Below are 14744 nucleotides of genomic sequence, written 5' to 3' on the forward strand. Positions count from 1 at the left end.
GCCCTCGTTGTTCCGTGTCACGGAACAACTTTTGCCCCTTCCTCGTGTCGTTGTCTATACCGGAGATCACAGCCGGAGACTTCACCTGGTGACTCCGGCCGGAGTTCTCCCCGCCCGCTCCACCCGCTCCACCCGTTCCCCCCTTCCTTCCTCTTCTGGATACCTTGGAGGTCGCCCATGTCGCAGGACGTCCCCCCGGCGGTGGTCAAGGCCGCCGACGCGCTGGCCGAGGCCACGCGCACCCGGGTTCCCTGCCCGCCCGTACGTCCGCTGTTCGCGGACGGCGACGTGGAGACGGCGTACGTCGTGCAGCGCCTGAACGTGCAGCGCGCACTGACCGCCGGACGCCGGATCGTCGGCCGCAAGATCGGGCTCACCTCGCCCGCCGTGCAGGCGCAGCTCGGTGTCGACCAGCCGGACTTCGGCGCCCTGTTCGCCGACATGGAGGTCGCCCAGGGCGGCGTGGTGCCCGCGGGGGCGCTGCTCCAGCCGAAGGTGGAGGCCGAGGTCGCCCTCGTCCTCGCCCACGACCTGCCGCACCGCGAGTGCACCGTCGCCGACGTGCTGCGCGCCGTCGACTTCGCCCTGCCCGCCCTGGAGATCGTCGACAGCCGCATCGCCGGCTGGGACATCTCCATCGTCGACACCGTCGCCGACAACGCGTCCTGCGGTCTCTACGTCCTCGGCGGCACGCCCGTCCCGCTGACCGGCCTCGACCTGCGCGCCGTGGAGATGACCATGACCCGCGCCGGGGAGACCGTGTCCCGCGGCACCGGCGCCGACTGCCTCGGCAGCCCGCTCAACGCGGCCGCCTGGCTGGCCGGCGCCCTGGCCGGGCGCGGCGACCCGCTGCGCGCCGGCGACGTGCTGCTGACCGGTGCGCTCGGCCCGATGGTGCCCGCCGCCCCCGGCGACACGTTCGAGGCCACCATCACCGGCCTCGGCTCCGTCCAGGTCACCTTCGCGGCACAGGGAGAAGAGAAGTGAGCAAGGGCAACAGCAACGACCACGGCAACAGCGACGGCACGCGCACGAAGGTCGCCGTCATCGGCTCCGGCAACATAGGCACCGACCTCCTGATCAAGATCCTGCGGCTGTCCGAGACGCTGGAGATCGTCGCGATGGCCGGCATCGACCCGGACTCCGACGGCCTGGCCCGTGCCCGCCGCCTGAAGGTGGCCACCACGCACGAGGGCGTCGAAGGGCTGGTGAAGATGCCGGAGTTCGAGGACGTGCGCATCGTCTTCGACGCCACGTCGGCCGGCGCCCACCGCCACCACGCGGAGGTGCTGCGCCCCCTCGGCCGCACCCTGATCGACCTGACCCCGGCCGCGCTCGGCCCGTACGTCGTCCCGCCCGTCAACGGCGACGCGCACCTCGACGCGACCGACGTCAACATGGTCACCTGCGGCGGCCAGGCCACCATCCCGGTGGTGGCCGCCGTGAACGCCGTCACCCCGGTCCACTACGGCGAGATCGTCGCCTCCATCGCCTCCCGCTCGGCCGGGCCCGGCACCCGCGCCAACATCGACGAGTTCACCGAGACCACGTCGTCGGCCATCGAGCAGGTCGGCGGCGCGGCCCGCGGCAAGGCGATCATCGTCCTCAACCCGGCCGAGCCCCCGCTGATCATGCGGGACACCGTGCACTGCCTGGTCTCCGCGGCCGACACCGAGGCGATCGCCGCGTCGGTGCGGGAGATGGTCGAGCGCGTCCAGGCGTACGTGCCCGGCTACCGCCTCAAGCAGGAGGTGCAGTTCGACGCCGTGCACCCCGGCGACGCGCTGCACGGCCTCGTCCCCGAGGGGACCGGCGAGGCGCTGAAGGTCTCCGTCTTCCTGGAGGTCGAGGGCGCCGCCCACTACCTGCCGGCCTACGCCGGAAACCTCGACATCATGACTTCGGCCGCGCTGCGCACCGCCGAGCGCATGGCCGCGCACCAGCTGACGGAGGCCGCCAAGTGACCACGCTCTACGTCCAGGACGTCACCCTGCGGGACGGCATGCACGCCGTCCGCCACCGCTACACCACCGAGCAGGCCCGCACCATCGCCGCCGCCCTCGACGCGGCCGGGGTCGCGGCCATCGAGATCTCGCACGGCGACGGCCTGGCCGGGTCCAGCGTGAACTACGGCGTCGGCGCGCACACCGACTGGGAGTGGATCGAGGCCGTCGTCGACGCCACGCGGCGGGCCGTCCCCACGACGCTGCTGCTCCCCGGCATCGGCACCATCCACGACCTCAAGCAGGCGCACGCCCTCGGCATCCGCTCCGTGCGCGTCGCCACGCACAGCACCGAGGCGGACATCTCCGCCCAGCACATCGCCGCGGCCCGCGAGCTGGGCATGGACGTCGCCGGGTTCCTGATGATGTCCCACATGGCCGAGCCCGCCGAACTCGCCCGCCAGGCCAAGCTGATGGAGTCCTACGGCGCCCACTGCGTCTACGTCACCGACTCCGGCGGCCGCCTCACCATGGACGGAGTGCGCGAGCGCTTCCGCGCCTACCGTGACGTCCTCGACCCGGCCACCGAGCTCGGCATCCACGCCCACCACAACCTCGCGCTCGGCGTCGCCAACAGCGTCGTCGCCGTCGAGGAGGGCGTCACCCGTGTCGACGCCTCCCTCGCCGGGCAGGGCGCGGGCGCCGGCAACTGCCCGCTCGAAGCCTTCGTCGCCGTCGCCGACCTGCAGGGCTGGAAGCACGGCTGCGACCTGTTCCCGCTGATGGACGCCGCCGACGATCTCGTCCGTCCCCTCCAGGACCGCGAAGTGCGCGTGGACCGCGAGACGTTGAGCCTCGGCTACGCGGGGGTGTACTCCAGCTTCCTGCGCCACGCGGAGGCGGCCGCCGAGCGCTACGGCCTCGACACCCGCAGCATCCTCGTCGAGGCGGGCCGGCGCGGCATGGTCGGCGGCCAGGAGGACATGATCACCGACATCGCCCTCGACCTGGCAGGAGCGGACGGGAACGCGTCGTCCTGACCACCCGCAGGCGGAACCCTGTCGGACCCGGCCAAACCCGGCCTGCCCGGCAGGGCAGGGCCCGGTCGCCCCGGCCGGGCCTACGCGACGCCGTCCGCCAGCACCCGGATCTCCTCCGCCGCGGCCAGCATCCGCGGCACGGCGTCCCGTGCCAGCGCCTCGCGGGCGGTGATCAGGTTGATGCAGAGGCGGGTCGCGGGGTCGGGCAGTCGCAGCGGGACGGCGACCCCGTGCGCGCCGGGCTCCACCTGCCCGTACGTGCCGGCGTACCCCTGCTCCCGGATCGCGGCGAGTTCCGCCGCCTCGCCCGGGAACGGCGGGTGCAGGGACGCCAGCGCGAGCCCCGCCGCCCCGACCCCCAGCGGGTTGCGGCTGCCGACGCGATAGGCGAGGTGGTAGTCGACGGACTGCGGTTCGACGACGGCGACCGCGACCGCCTCGTCGCCCTCCTCGGCGATCAGCGCGACCGTGGCGCCGAGCTCCTCGGCGGCCCTGCGCAGGACCGGCAGGACAGCGTCGCGCAGCCCGGCCGCGTACCCCCGGGCGAGCACGACGGTGCCCGCCCCGGCCCGGTACCGCCCGTCCCCGGCCCGGGTGACCAGGTGGAAGTCGGCCAGCGTGGTCAGGATCCGGGACACGATCGTGCGGTGCACGCCGAGTCGCTCGGCGACCTCCTGCACGGTGAGGCCCTGCGGTGCGTCGGCGACGACCCCGAGCGCCGTCAGGCCCCGCGCCAGGGTCTGGGACCCGGCGGCCCGCGCGGACTTGGTGGCTGCCTGCTGATCGTTCACGGCCGCAGTCTATCGGCGGGGTCGATCACGCCTCGGGCTCGGACGGGCCGGTCAGGGCCTGCGCCGAGCGACGCGCGCCGCGGTCGGTTCCGGGGCGCCCGGTCACAAGTCCGCTGTTCAGCGGGGGTGTTGGGCCGGCGTGGCGACTACTGGGTCCGGGATGTCACCAGCGCGAAGTGTGCGCCCTCCGGGTCCGCCACCGTCGCCACCCGGCCGTGCGAGCCGTCCCGGGCCGGCTTGACCACGTGCCCGCCCAGGTCGGCGACCCGCTCCACCGCCTCGTCCACGTCCGCGACCTCGAAGTACGTCTCCCAGTGCGCGCCCCGGTCGCGCGGCAGGGAGTGTCCGACGCCGTGCACGGAGGCCACCGGGCGGCTCTCCAGCTGGAGCGTCAGATAGTCGAAGTCGGCCGAGACCACGGCCTCTTCCGCATAGCCGAAGACCGCCTGGTAGAACTTGGCGACCGTCGCCGTCTCCCGGGTCACCAGCTCGTTCCAGGCCACCGCGCCCGGCACCCGGGTCACCGCCGTGCCCAGGTGCGCGGCCGCCTGCCAGATGCCGAACACCGCGCCCGCCGGGTCGGACCCGATCGCCATCCGGCCCGCCTCGCCGGCGTCCAGCGGTCCGACGCCCACGGTGCCGCCGCAGTGCCGCACCGTCTCGGCGGTCGCGTCCACGTCGTCCGAGGCCAGGTAGGGGGTCCAGGCGACCGGCAGATGACGGTCGGGCGGCAGCTGACCGATGCCGGCCACCTCCCTGCCGTCGAGGAGCGCCCGGACGTACGGGCCGAGCTGCTGCGGGCCCGGCCGGAAGTCCCAGCCGAACAGCGCCCCGTAGAACTCCTGGGTCGCGTCCATGTCGTGCACCATCAGGCTCACCCAGCACGGGGTGCCCGGTGCGCGCCGGGCTGCTGCCTCGGTCATCGTCACTCTCTCCTCGGAACGAACCCTCGGGGGTTCCTCACTCGGGAACCCGCGGTGCCGCATCACGCCCGTGCTGATGGTGGCACTCCGTGCCGCGCGGCGCTTCCTGACCGCGCCGAAACCGCCGGACTCCTCGCAGAGGATGCCCGAAACGATGTTTCGCACTCATTGCAGCGCCATGACCCGGCCGTTGCACGCTCGGTAGTCGATCGAGCACGCTATCCGAACGGGGCCTCTCGGGCCAGACCATGAGCAAGGATGACCCTCATGAATGCCATCATCACCGCATCCCAACTGGCGAGCGAGTCGGCGGGGGAGAATCCCCCCGTCGTGCTCGACATCCGCTGGCAGCTCAGCCTCGCGAAGGCCGCGGGGGCACCGGCTTTCGATGGCCGGGCGGCCTATGAGGCGGGTCATGTCCCGGGTGCCGTCTATATCGACCTCGACACGGAACTCGCAGGTCACGCGGGTGAGGGCCGGGGGCGTCACCCGCTTCCCGAGCTGGCAGACCTCGGTGCTTCGCTGCGGGCGGCAGGGGTCTCGGCGGACCGCGACGTCGTGGTGTACGACGGCGGTCAGGGCTGGGCGGCGGCCCGCGCCTGGTGGCTGCTGCGCTGGACGGGTCACCCGTCCGTGCGGGTCCTCGACGGCGGTCTCGCCGCGTGGGACGGGCCGCTGGAGACCGAGGTCCCGTCGCCGCAGCCGGGCACCTTCGAACCTGCACCCGGTGCCACCGGTCTGCTCGACGCGGACGGGGCCGCGGCCCTGGCCCGCTCCGGTCTCCTCCTGGACGCCCGCGCGGCCGAGCGCTACCGGGGTGACACCGAGCCCGTCGACCGGGTCGGCGGCCACATCCCGGGCGCCGTGTCGGCGCCCACCACGGAGAACGTCGCGGAGGACGGCCGGTTGCGCCCCGCGGCCGAACTCGCCGACCGCTTCAAGTCCCTTGGCGCGACCGGCGATCCGGGGCAGGTCGGCGTGTACTGCGGCTCCGGCGTCTCGGGCGCCCACGAGGTCCTGGCGCTCGCGGTCGCGGGCATCGACGCGCAGTTGTACGTCGGCTCGTGGTCGGAGTGGTCCGCGGACGAGTCCCGTCCCGTGGCGACGGGGGCGGACCCGCAGTAGGGGTGCCTACGGGAACGGGGCCCTCGCCGTCGTCCGGCGCGGGCCCCGTCTCCGTATGCGGTGAGAAACCACGATCCACGTCTACGTATGCCGACACGTAGGCCAGCACGTACCGGCACGTGTACCCGTACGTATGCCGACGAGGACTGGCGCGCTACTCCTGCTTCTTGCGGCGCGTGCCGAACACGATCTCGTCCCAGCTCGGCACCGCTGCCCGGCGCCCGGGACGTACTCCGTCGGCCTCGGCCTGGCGGTCCGTGGTGCCGGTGAGGCGGTCACGGTGGCCCGCGACGGCACGCGGCATCAGGACGTCCGCGTACGCGGATCCGGCCCCGGCCGACGCGGCGGGCGCGGGCGGCTCCTCCACCTCGGCGGCAGCGGGCGGCTCCGGCTCCTCCTGCGGCGGCTCGGGAGCCGTCGTCGGACGGTCGGGCACCACGATGTCGCCGCGGTAGCTGGGCACCGCCTCCAGGAGGCTGGTCAGCGAGTCGCGCTCCGATGAGGAGGCGATCGCCGGCAGGTTGTCCTCCGCCGGTGGCTCGGGCGGCGGCGCGGGGCGCTCCAACTGCCGGTCCAGGGCGCGGTCCAGCGGCCGGTCCCTGGGCAGCCGGGCGATCCGCGGCACGAAGGGGAACGTGGGCTCGGGCGCACCGATGTCGTCGGACTCGCCGATCAGCGAGCGCGCCTCGTCGTCCACGGCCTGGACGAGCCTGCGGGGCGGGTCGTAGGTCCAGCTCGCCGAGTGCGGTTCGCCCGCGACCCGGTAGACGAGCAGGACTTCCCAGGTGCCGTCGTCGCGGCGCCAGGAGTCCCACTGGACGGTTTCCTTGTCGGCGCCGCGCAACAGGAGTCGCTCCTGCACCGCCTCGCCGAGCTGGGGGCCGGTGGTCTCGCCGGGACGGCGCACGGGGGTCTTCCTGGCCCGCTCGGCCATGAAGGCACGCTCCGCGAGCACGGGGCCCTCGAAGCGGCGTACACGATCGACCGGGATGCCCGCGAGCTGGGCGACCTCCTCGGCGGAGGCGCCTGCCCGTATGCGCGCCTGAATGTCGCGCGGGCGGAGGTGGCTCTCCACCTCGATCTCGATCTGGCCGAGACGCGGACGGTCGCCGCGCACGGCGGCCCGGAGGCGCTCGTCGATCGGAAGCGTGTACTCCGTGCTGTCCGCAGCCTTCAGCACCAGCCGTGTGCCGTCGTTAGAGACGGCCACGACACGCAGTTCGGGCATGGGGACCTCCCGGGTGGTGCCTGCCGACGTCACGTGCGTCGCTGCTTCCGCTAGTCGAGTGTGGCCTGCCCGGGTGCAGCCTGCCACAACCTTGCCGAGTTGCCCGGCGTGTCGGGCATCGACCCGAGAGCGCCGTTATGGCACGGTTACCTGTTCGCAACGCTAAGTGACCGAAGTCGTCACCCTGTGCAACGAGCCCCCTCCCGGCGGTCCTGGAAGGCCCCGGACACCCTGGCGGGAGACCGGACCCAGGGCTCGCAACAGTACTCCATTCGGGCCACTTGCGTGGATCGGCACGCCGCCGAACTTCTCACAGGGGACGGGAGTTGGGTACGGGGCGTCGTCGCGCGGCGCCCGATTCGTGAGGGATCCACGTGGCGTGCTTCACGAAATCTGCAGAAGCGGAACCAAGGGCTTCGGTCATACGTCCCTTTCTCGTGTGACACAGGAGGTTCACGTACCCTCGTGAGCTTCGCTGTGAAATGCATGCAGATGTCGAGAAAGGCAGGCAAGGGCCGGAAATGGGCGAGAAGCCGGACAACTCCAAGGACGATCAGGGCAGGCCCAAGGAGAAGAAGCGGCTGGATCTGAGCGTGCCTCAGGTGGCGGGCAGTGCCGTCGCCGCCGTCGTGGCCGCGAAACTCGCCTCCAGCTTCGGCGTCTACGGGACGATCCTGGGCGCGGGCGTGGTCAGCGCCCTCGCGACCAGCGGCGGCACCCTCTTCCAGCACTTCTTCAAGCGCACGGGCGAGCAGATACGCGACGTCGCGGTGCAGACGAAGCCGAAGGGACGTCAGGTGCCGGTCACGGCCGAGGGCCGCCCGGTGCCGCGCACGTTCCGCTCGGACACCTCGATGGACGCGACGAAGGCCATGGTCACGGGCGCCGAGCCGCCCACCGCCCGCCCCGCCACCGGCGCCCTGCCGACGACCATCACCTGGGGGACGCCGGCCACCGCGGACGCCGAGGCGACGACGGCGCTGCCGCAACTGTCCGTCGCCGAGCACGTACCCGGCCACATATCCGGCGCCGACGACGGCACCCAGCTCCTCGACACCGGCGCCGTGGCCGATCTCCTGCCCGACGACCCGGAGAAGACCCACGTGCTGGGCGCGCCGGGCACGGCTGATCCGGAGAAGACGCAACTCCTCAGGGCCGAGGCGGTCGACGAGGCCACGCGCGTGCTGCGCCCGGTCGGTGAGCCGCGGCAACCCCCGCTCCCGTCCGACGAGTTCACCGAAGAGTTCACGGACGGGACCGTGCACCGGTCCCGTGTCAAGAGCTGGAAGCGGCCCCTGATCGCCGCGGCCGTCGTGTTCGGCGTGACGATGGGCGGCATCACCACCTACGAGCTCGTCTCCGGTCACAGCTTCAGCGGGGACAGCGGCACGACCTCGTTCCGGGAGGCCTTCACCGGCCACAGGTCCTCCGGTGACAGCGACCCCGCCCCCAGTACCTCGCAGCAGCCCTCCGACGACAGCGGCACCGGCTCGGACAGCGGCACCCGGCAGGACGGCGACGGCTCGTCCACGGACGGGAACGCGACGCCCACCCCGACGCCGAGCGGCAGCACCGGCACCGGGACCGGCTCGGACTCGGACTCCGGGTCCGACAGCGGTGCGGACAGCGGCTCCGGTTCCGGCTCGGGGGACAGCGGTACGTCGCCGACCCCGACGCCCACGCCGACCCCGTCGCAGAGCGCGGGCGGGGCGGGCGCGGACACGGGGGCGGGGCAGCAGCAGACCCCGGCCGAGTAGGAAGCCGGGCAGGAAGCCGGGCAGGAATCAGTCGCCGAGGACCCGGCGCAAGTAGGCGTTGCCGAACAGCCGGTCCGGGTCCAGGCGGTCGCGCAGCGCCGTGAACTCGGCGAAGCGCGGGTACACCTCCGCGAAGTACGCGGCCTCGCGCGTGTGCACCTTGCCCCAGTGGGGGCGCCCCTCGTGAGCGGTGAAGATCCGCTCGGCGGCCGTGAAGTACCGCTGGTACGGCGTGCCCTTGTACATGTGCACCGCGACGTAGGCCGTGTCGCGGTCGGAGGCCGTGGACAGCGCGATGTCGTCGGCCGGGGCCGTGCGGACCTCCACGGGGAAGCTGATCCGCAGGTTCGAGCGGTCCACCATGGTCTTCAGCTCGCGCAGCGTCTCCACCAGGGCCGCACGCGGAACCGCGTACTCCATCTCCACGAAGCGCACCCGGCGCGGAGATGTGAAGACCTTGTAGGGGATGTCGGTGTACGTGCGGGCGGACAGCGCCTTGCTGGAGATCTTGGCGATGGCCGGGATGGTGGCGGGCGCGGCCCGGCCGATCGAGTTGACCACCTGGAAGAGGCCGTTGGACAGCAGCTCGTCCTCGACGAAGCCGCTGATCCTGGACACCGGGGCCTCGGGGCCCGCGCTGCGGTTGTTGCGCTTGGTGTTGCAGTTGCCGGTGTGCGGGAACCAGTAGAACTCGAAGTGCTCGTTCTCGGCGTGCAGTTCGTCGAAGTCCGCGAGCACCCGGTCGAAGGCCATCGGCTCCTCGCGCGCGGTGAGCAGGAAGATCGGCTCCACGGCGAAGGTGATGGCCGTGACGATGCCGAGCGCGCCGATGCCGATGCGGGCCGCCGCGAAGACGTCCGGGTTCTCCTTCTCGGAGCAGGTGAGCACCTCACCGCTCGCCGTGACCAGTTCAAGACCCTTGATCTGCGCGGCGATGGAGGCCGAGTCGCGGCCGGTGCCGTGGGTGCCGGTGCTGGTGGCGCCGGAGACCGTCTGCTCCATGATGTCGCCCATGTTCGTGAGCGACAGACCCTCACGGGCCAGGGCCAGGTTGAGCCGCTTGAGCGGGGTGCCGGCCTCGACCGTGACCGTGCCGTTCTCCCGGTCGACGGTGCGGATGCCGGTCAACAGTTGAGGGCGTATCAACACCCCGTCGGTCGCGGCGGCCGCCGTGAAGGAGTGGCCCGTGCCGACGGCCTTCACCTTCAGCCCGTCCTCCGCGGCCCGGCGCACGGCCGCGGTCAGCTCCTCGACCGATGCGGGTGTCACCTCGCGTACGGGGCGGGAGGTGACGTTCCCCGCCCAGTTACGCCACGCTTCGCCGCTCTTCGTGCTGCCCGTGTGCGCCGTGCTCATCGGTAGTTCCTCCCCGCTGCGGAACCGGCTGCTTCAGCCGGCGGTACCCCAGGAACGCGACCAGGACCGCGACGGCGCCGGAGACCCCCGGCACCCCGTACCCCGCCTTCGCGCCGGCGGCGTCGATCACCCAGCCGGCCACGGAGGAACCGAGCGCGACACCGACCGCGAGTCCGGTGCTCACCCAGGTCATGCCCTCGGTCAGTTTCGCGCGTGGTACGTGCTGCTCGACGAGGGCCATCGTCGTGATCATCGTCGGCGCGATGGACAGGCCCGCAACGAAGAGCGCCACGGCCAGAAACGGCAGGTTCCCGACCAGTTGGAGGGGGATCATACTCACGGCCATCGCGACGACCCCCACCAGCCACCTGCGCGCGGGCGCCCCCTTGAAGTGCAGCAGCCCGAACACGGCACCGGCGACGCACGACCCGGCCGCGTACACGGCGAGCACCACGCTCGCCATCGACTTGTGCCCCTGCTCCTCGGCGAAGGCCACCGTGACCACGTCGACCGCCCCGAAGATCGCGCCCGTCGCGACGAACGTGGCCACCAGGACCTGCAACCCGCGCGCGCGGAGCGCGGATCCGCCACCGTGCTGCTCGCGCGGGTGCGGCGCCGGTTCGGTGGCGCGCTGCCCGGTCAGCCAGAAGACACCGGCCGCGAGGAAACAGCCGGCCAGGAGGGGGCCCGCCTCGGGGAACCACGCCGTGGACAGGCCGATCGAGATGATCGGCCCGAAGATGAAGCAGACCTCGTCGATCACGGACTCGAAGGAGTACGCGGTGTGCAGCTGCCGCGGGGCGTCGCCGTACAGGACCGCCCAGCGCGCGCGGATCATCGAGCCGACGCTCGGCACGCAGCCGATGAACGCGGCACTCAGGAAGAGCGTCCAGTCCGGCGCCTCGTACTTCGCGCACAGCAGCATCGCCGAGACCGCGACGAGCGAGACCAGGGTGGCCGGGCGCAGCACCCGCCGCTGACCGTGCCGGTCGACGAGCCGGGAGATCTGCGGCCCGATGGCCGCGGCGGACAGGGCCACCGTCGCCGACAGGGCACCGGCCAGGCCGTACCGCCCGGTCAGCTGCGAGACCATCGTGACGATCCCGATGCCCATCATCGACAGGGGCATCCGGCCCAGGAACCCGGCCACGGAGAAGCTCTTGGTGCCGGGCAGGGCGAATATGGCGCGGTAGGGGCTGGGCAACGGGACTCCGGAGGGCGGTCAGGCGCAAGAGGTCTGGCGTGGGGGAAGCGGCACACGGGGTAAGGCGTAAACGTGGCTGATACAGCTTACGCGTGTCAGAAGTGGGCGGCATGGCAGTTTTCCGCCTGTCAGTGACGGGTGGCAGGATCGAACACATGCCAGAAGCGCACGCTGCCACGTCCACCGCCCGCCCCTACGACGCCCTGCTGCTGCTCTCGTTCGGAGGGCCGGAGGGCCCCGACGACGTGGTCCCGTTCCTGGAGAACGTGACGCGGGGGCGGGGCATCCCCAAGGAGCGGCTCAAGGAAGTGGGACAGCACTACTTCCTGTTCGGCGGGGTCAGCCCCATCAACGAGCAGAACAGGGCGCTGCTCGACGCCCTGCGCAAGGACTTCGCGGACCACGGCCTGGACCTGCCGGTCTTCTGGGGCAACCGGAACTGGGCGCCGTACCTGACCGACACCCTGCGCGAGATGGTGACCGAGGGCCACCGCCGCATCCTCGTCCTCGCGACCAGCGCGTACGCGTCGTACTCGGGCTGCCGCCAGTACCGGGAGAACCTCGCGGAGTCGCTGGCCGCCCTGGAGGCCGAGGGCCTGGAGCTGCCGACGATCGACAAGCTGCGGCACTACTTCAACCACCCGGGCTTCGTCCGGCCGATGATCGACGGCGTCCTGGCGTCCCTCGCGGACCTGCCCGACGACGTGCGGGCCGGCGCCCACATCGCGTTCACCACGCACTCCATCCCGGACGCGGCGGCCGACACCTCGGGCCCCGTGGCGGACCACGGGGACGGCGGGGCGTACGTGAAGCAGCACCTGGACGTCGCGCGGCTGATCGCCGACGCCGTGAGCGAGGAGACCGGCGTCGAGCACCCCTGGCAGCTCGTCTACCAGTCGCGTTCCGGCGCCCCGCACATCCCGTGGCTGGAGCCCGACATCTGCGACCACCTGGAGGAGCGGCACGCCGCCGGCGTCCCCGCGGTCGTGATGGCGCCCATCGGCTTCGTCTCCGACCACATGGAGGTCCTCTACGACCTCGACACCGAGGCCACGGAGAAGGCGGCGGAGCTCGGCCTTCCGGTGCGCCGCTCCGCCACCGTGGGCGCCGACCCCCGCTTCGCCGCCGCCGTACGGGAGCTCATCCTGGAGCGCGCCGCGAGCGAGAGCGGCAGGAACGTCACGCCGTGCGCGTTGGGCACGCTCGGCGCGAGCCACGACCTGTGCCCGGTGGGCTGCTGCCCGGCCCGCGCCGCCAAGCCCGCCGCCGCGGGCGCCGACAGCCCGTACGCGTAAGGACGCCACGTGACCGACCCCCAGACCCTCGACGCCCTCAAGGCCGAACTGCTCGACGTCGCCCTGGAGGCGGCCGCCCGGGCGGGCGCGTTCCTGCGCGACGGCCGCCCGGACGACCTCGGTGTCGCCGCCACCAAGACCAGCGCCGTCGACGTGGTCACCGAGATGGATATCGCCTCGGAGAAGCTGATCACGGACTTCCTGGCCGAGCGCCGCCCCGACGACGGGGTGCTCGGCGAGGAGGGGGCGAGCCGCGAGGGGACCAGCGGCGTCCAGTGGGTGATCGACCCCATCGACGGCACGGTCAACTACCTCTACGGGCGCCCCGACTGGTCCGTCTCCATCGCGGCCCGCAAGGACGGCGAGACGATCGTCGGCGTCGTCGCGGCGCCGATGCGCGCCGAGACCTACCGGGCCGTCCTCGGCCAGGGCGCCTTCGTGAACGACCGGCCCGCCCACGCGCGCGTGGCACCCCCCTTCGAGCAGGCCCTGGTCGGCACCGGCTTCGGCTACCTGGAGGCGCGCCGCGTCCACCAGGCCGATGTCGTACGGCAGTTGATCCCCAAGGTGCGCGACATCCGGCGCGGCGGTTCGGCCGCGATCGACCTGTGCGACATCGCGGTGGGCCGCATGGACGCCTACTACGAACGCGGCCTGAACCCCTGGGACTTCGCGGCCGGCGACCTCATCGCGCGCGAAGCGGGCGCGCTCACCGGCGGCCGTCCCGGCGAGCCCGTGTCGCCCGAGCTGACCATCGCCGCACCGCCCGGCCTCTTCGAGCCGCTCCAGAAGTGGCTGGAAGAGCTCGGCGCCTGGCACGACTGAGCGGCACCCCGCACCGCCCGCGCGGGACCCGCGCACGCGAAAGGGCCCCGGCACCTGCCTGGATCGAACAGGTGCCGGGGCCCTTCGTGGTGCGTGTCAGACGCTCGAGGCGTGGATCTCCACGCCGTGCTCGGCGGCAAGGCGGTGGAGGTCGTCCAGCTCGCCCTGCTCGACCTCGGCAAGGAAGTCGTCGCCGCTCTCGCGCGCCCGCGTCAGGTCGGACTCGGCCGCCTTTATGCGCTGCAGAAGTCCTGCGGTGAATGCGTCCATGGTTGCGCCCCCTCGTCCTGGGTCGTGGGTCGTGGCACGGGGGTGTGCCCTGTGGAAGGGGCGATCACGTCTCGAGCCGCCCTGCGGTAAGCGGTTCGTGGCACGCCACATACAAAGCGTGATCGCGGGTGTAAGGCCGTCCTCCCCCCGCTCCGTTCCGCGGAAACCTCAACCCCCCGAGAAAATCCCGGTATTCCCCGGACGCCTGACCGCCTTACAGCCGGTTTATGGCCGAAAGGGGCAGGATGGTGACTCACACCCATGACAGGACCTGCTCGCGTGCGCCCGAACGATGCCCGCGGGTGACCAGAGGAAGGACTAGCGACGTGCGCGTACTCGTCGTCGAGGACGAGCAGCTGCTCGCCGATGCGGTGGCCACCGGACTGCGCCGGGAGGCCATGGCCGTCGACGTCGTGTACGACGGTGCGGCCGCCCTGGAGCGCATCGGCGTCAACGACTACGACGTGGTCGTCCTCGACCGCGACCTCCCGGTCGTCCACGGCGACGACGTCGCCCGCAAGATCGTCGAGCTGGGCATGCCCACCCGCATCCTCATGCTGACCGCCTCCGGCGACGTCAGCGACCGCGTGGAGGGCCTGGAGCTGGGCGCCGACGACTACCTCCCCAAGCCCTTCGCGTTCAGCGAGCTGACGGCCCGCGTCCGGGCCCTCGGGCGGCGTACGAGCATGCCCCTGCCGCCCGTCCTGGAGCGCGCCGGGATCAAGCTCGACCCGAACCGGCGCGAGGTGTTCCGCGACGGCAAGGAGATCCAGCTCGCCCCCAAGGAGTTCGCCGTCCTGGAGGTGCTGCTGCGCAGCGAGGGCGCCGTCGTCTCCGCCGAGCAGCTCCTGGAGAAGGCCTGGGACGAGAACACGGACCCGTTCACGAACGTCGTCCGCGTCACCGTCATGACGCTGCGCCGCAAGCTCGGCGAGCCCGCCGTCATCGTCACCGTGCCGGGCTCCGGATACCGGATCTGATCGCTCC

Annotated in this window: 14 protein-coding genes; 8 read left to right on the plus strand and 6 right to left on the minus strand. The window is 72.2% G+C overall.

What is annotated here, in order from left to right; genetic code table 11:
- Nucleotides 1-177: 177 nt before the first annotated feature.
- The 3 genes from mhpD to dmpG are packed head-to-tail and all read left to right on the plus strand — an operon-like array spanning nt 178 to nt 2983.
- Nucleotides 178-987: a 2-keto-4-pentenoate hydratase gene (gene mhpD, locus RBJ77_RS13870; RefSeq protein ID WP_372345285.1), complete on the plus strand. Its 810-nt coding sequence runs from the start codon at nt 178-180 to the stop codon at nt 985-987.
- On the plus strand, nt 984-1964 hold the full coding sequence (locus RBJ77_RS13875) for an acetaldehyde dehydrogenase (acetylating) (RefSeq protein WP_372345286.1): 981 nt from the start codon (nt 984-986) through the stop codon (nt 1962-1964). Before mhpD ends, RBJ77_RS13875 begins: the two co-directional genes overlap by 4 nt.
- On the plus strand, nt 1961-2983 hold the full coding sequence (dmpG, locus tag RBJ77_RS13880) for a 4-hydroxy-2-oxovalerate aldolase (protein ID WP_372345287.1): 1023 nt from the start codon (nt 1961-1963) through the stop codon (nt 2981-2983). The genes RBJ77_RS13875 and dmpG overlap by 4 nt, the downstream gene beginning before the upstream one ends.
- 80 nt (nt 2984-3063) lie before the next feature.
- Here the strand turns inward: dmpG and RBJ77_RS13885 are convergent, their stop codons facing one another.
- Together RBJ77_RS13885 and RBJ77_RS13890 are read right to left on the minus strand one after the other, a co-directional pair.
- Complete coding sequence (locus RBJ77_RS13885; RefSeq protein WP_372345288.1) at nt 3064-3774, minus strand: IclR family transcriptional regulator; 711 nt, start codon at nt 3772-3774, stop codon at nt 3064-3066.
- A 146-nt stretch (nt 3775-3920) separates the two neighbouring features.
- On the minus strand, nt 3921-4697 hold the full coding sequence (locus RBJ77_RS13890) for a VOC family protein (protein WP_372345289.1): 777 nt from the start codon (nt 4695-4697) through the stop codon (nt 3921-3923).
- Nucleotides 4698-4964: 267 nt separating this feature from the next.
- Between RBJ77_RS13890 and RBJ77_RS13895 the strand changes: the two genes are divergently transcribed.
- Nucleotides 4965-5822, plus strand: coding sequence for a sulfurtransferase (locus tag RBJ77_RS13895; protein WP_372345290.1), 858 nt, complete (start codon nt 4965-4967; stop codon nt 5820-5822).
- 154 nt (nt 5823-5976) lie between these two features.
- Here the strand turns inward: RBJ77_RS13895 and sepH are convergent, their stop codons facing one another.
- Entirely contained in the window at nt 5977-7050 is a 1074-nt protein-coding gene (gene sepH, locus RBJ77_RS13900) for a septation protein SepH (RefSeq protein WP_372345291.1), read from the minus strand.
- A 521-nt stretch (nt 7051-7571) separates the two neighbouring features.
- Here sepH and RBJ77_RS13905 point away from each other — a divergent pair.
- Nucleotides 7572-8807, plus strand: a complete 1236-nt coding sequence (locus RBJ77_RS13905; RefSeq protein WP_372345292.1) for a hypothetical protein — start codon at nt 7572-7574, stop codon at nt 8805-8807.
- Nucleotides 8808-8834: 27 nt separating this feature from the next.
- Here RBJ77_RS13905 and RBJ77_RS13910 read toward each other — a convergent pair whose 3' ends face one another.
- A complete protein-coding gene (locus RBJ77_RS13910; RefSeq protein WP_372345293.1) occupies nt 8835-10163 on the minus strand; it encodes a D-arabinono-1,4-lactone oxidase in 1329 nt (442 codons plus the stop codon).
- Nucleotides 10114-11367 carry an MFS transporter gene (locus tag RBJ77_RS13915; RefSeq protein ID WP_372345294.1) on the minus strand — a complete coding sequence of 418 codons (1254 nt, stop codon included), beginning with the start codon at nt 11365-11367 and terminating at the stop codon, nt 10114-10116. The genes RBJ77_RS13910 and RBJ77_RS13915 overlap by 50 nt, the downstream gene beginning before the upstream one ends.
- A gap of 155 nt (nt 11368-11522) precedes the next feature.
- Between RBJ77_RS13915 and RBJ77_RS13920 the strand changes: the two genes are divergently transcribed.
- Together RBJ77_RS13920 and RBJ77_RS13925 are read left to right on the plus strand one after the other, a co-directional pair.
- The gene (locus tag RBJ77_RS13920; protein WP_372345295.1) at nt 11523-12662 is read left to right on the plus strand and encodes a ferrochelatase; all 1140 of its coding nucleotides are present in this window, start codon (nt 11523-11525) and stop codon (nt 12660-12662) included.
- A gap of 9 nt (nt 12663-12671) precedes the next feature.
- Nucleotides 12672-13487 (plus strand): inositol monophosphatase family protein, encoded by an 816-nt coding sequence (locus RBJ77_RS13925; RefSeq protein ID WP_255970459.1) that lies wholly within the window; start codon nt 12672-12674, stop codon nt 13485-13487.
- A 96-nt stretch (nt 13488-13583) separates the two neighbouring features.
- Here the strand turns inward: RBJ77_RS13925 and RBJ77_RS13930 are convergent, their stop codons facing one another.
- Nucleotides 13584-13757: a hypothetical protein gene (locus RBJ77_RS13930; protein ID WP_255970462.1), complete on the minus strand. Its 174-nt coding sequence runs from the start codon at nt 13755-13757 to the stop codon at nt 13584-13586.
- A gap of 326 nt (nt 13758-14083) precedes the next feature.
- Between RBJ77_RS13930 and RBJ77_RS13935 the strand changes: the two genes are divergently transcribed.
- Nucleotides 14084-14737 carry a response regulator transcription factor gene (locus tag RBJ77_RS13935; RefSeq protein ID WP_372345296.1) on the plus strand — a complete coding sequence of 218 codons (654 nt, stop codon included), beginning with the start codon at nt 14084-14086 and terminating at the stop codon, nt 14735-14737.
- The last annotated feature ends 7 nt before the right edge of the window (nt 14738-14744 follow it).

Source organism: Streptomyces sp. KL116D (genome assembly GCF_030766975.1).
In the GTDB taxonomy this organism is placed as follows: Bacteria; Actinomycetota; Actinomycetes; order Streptomycetales; family Streptomycetaceae; genus Streptomyces; species Streptomyces longispororuber_A.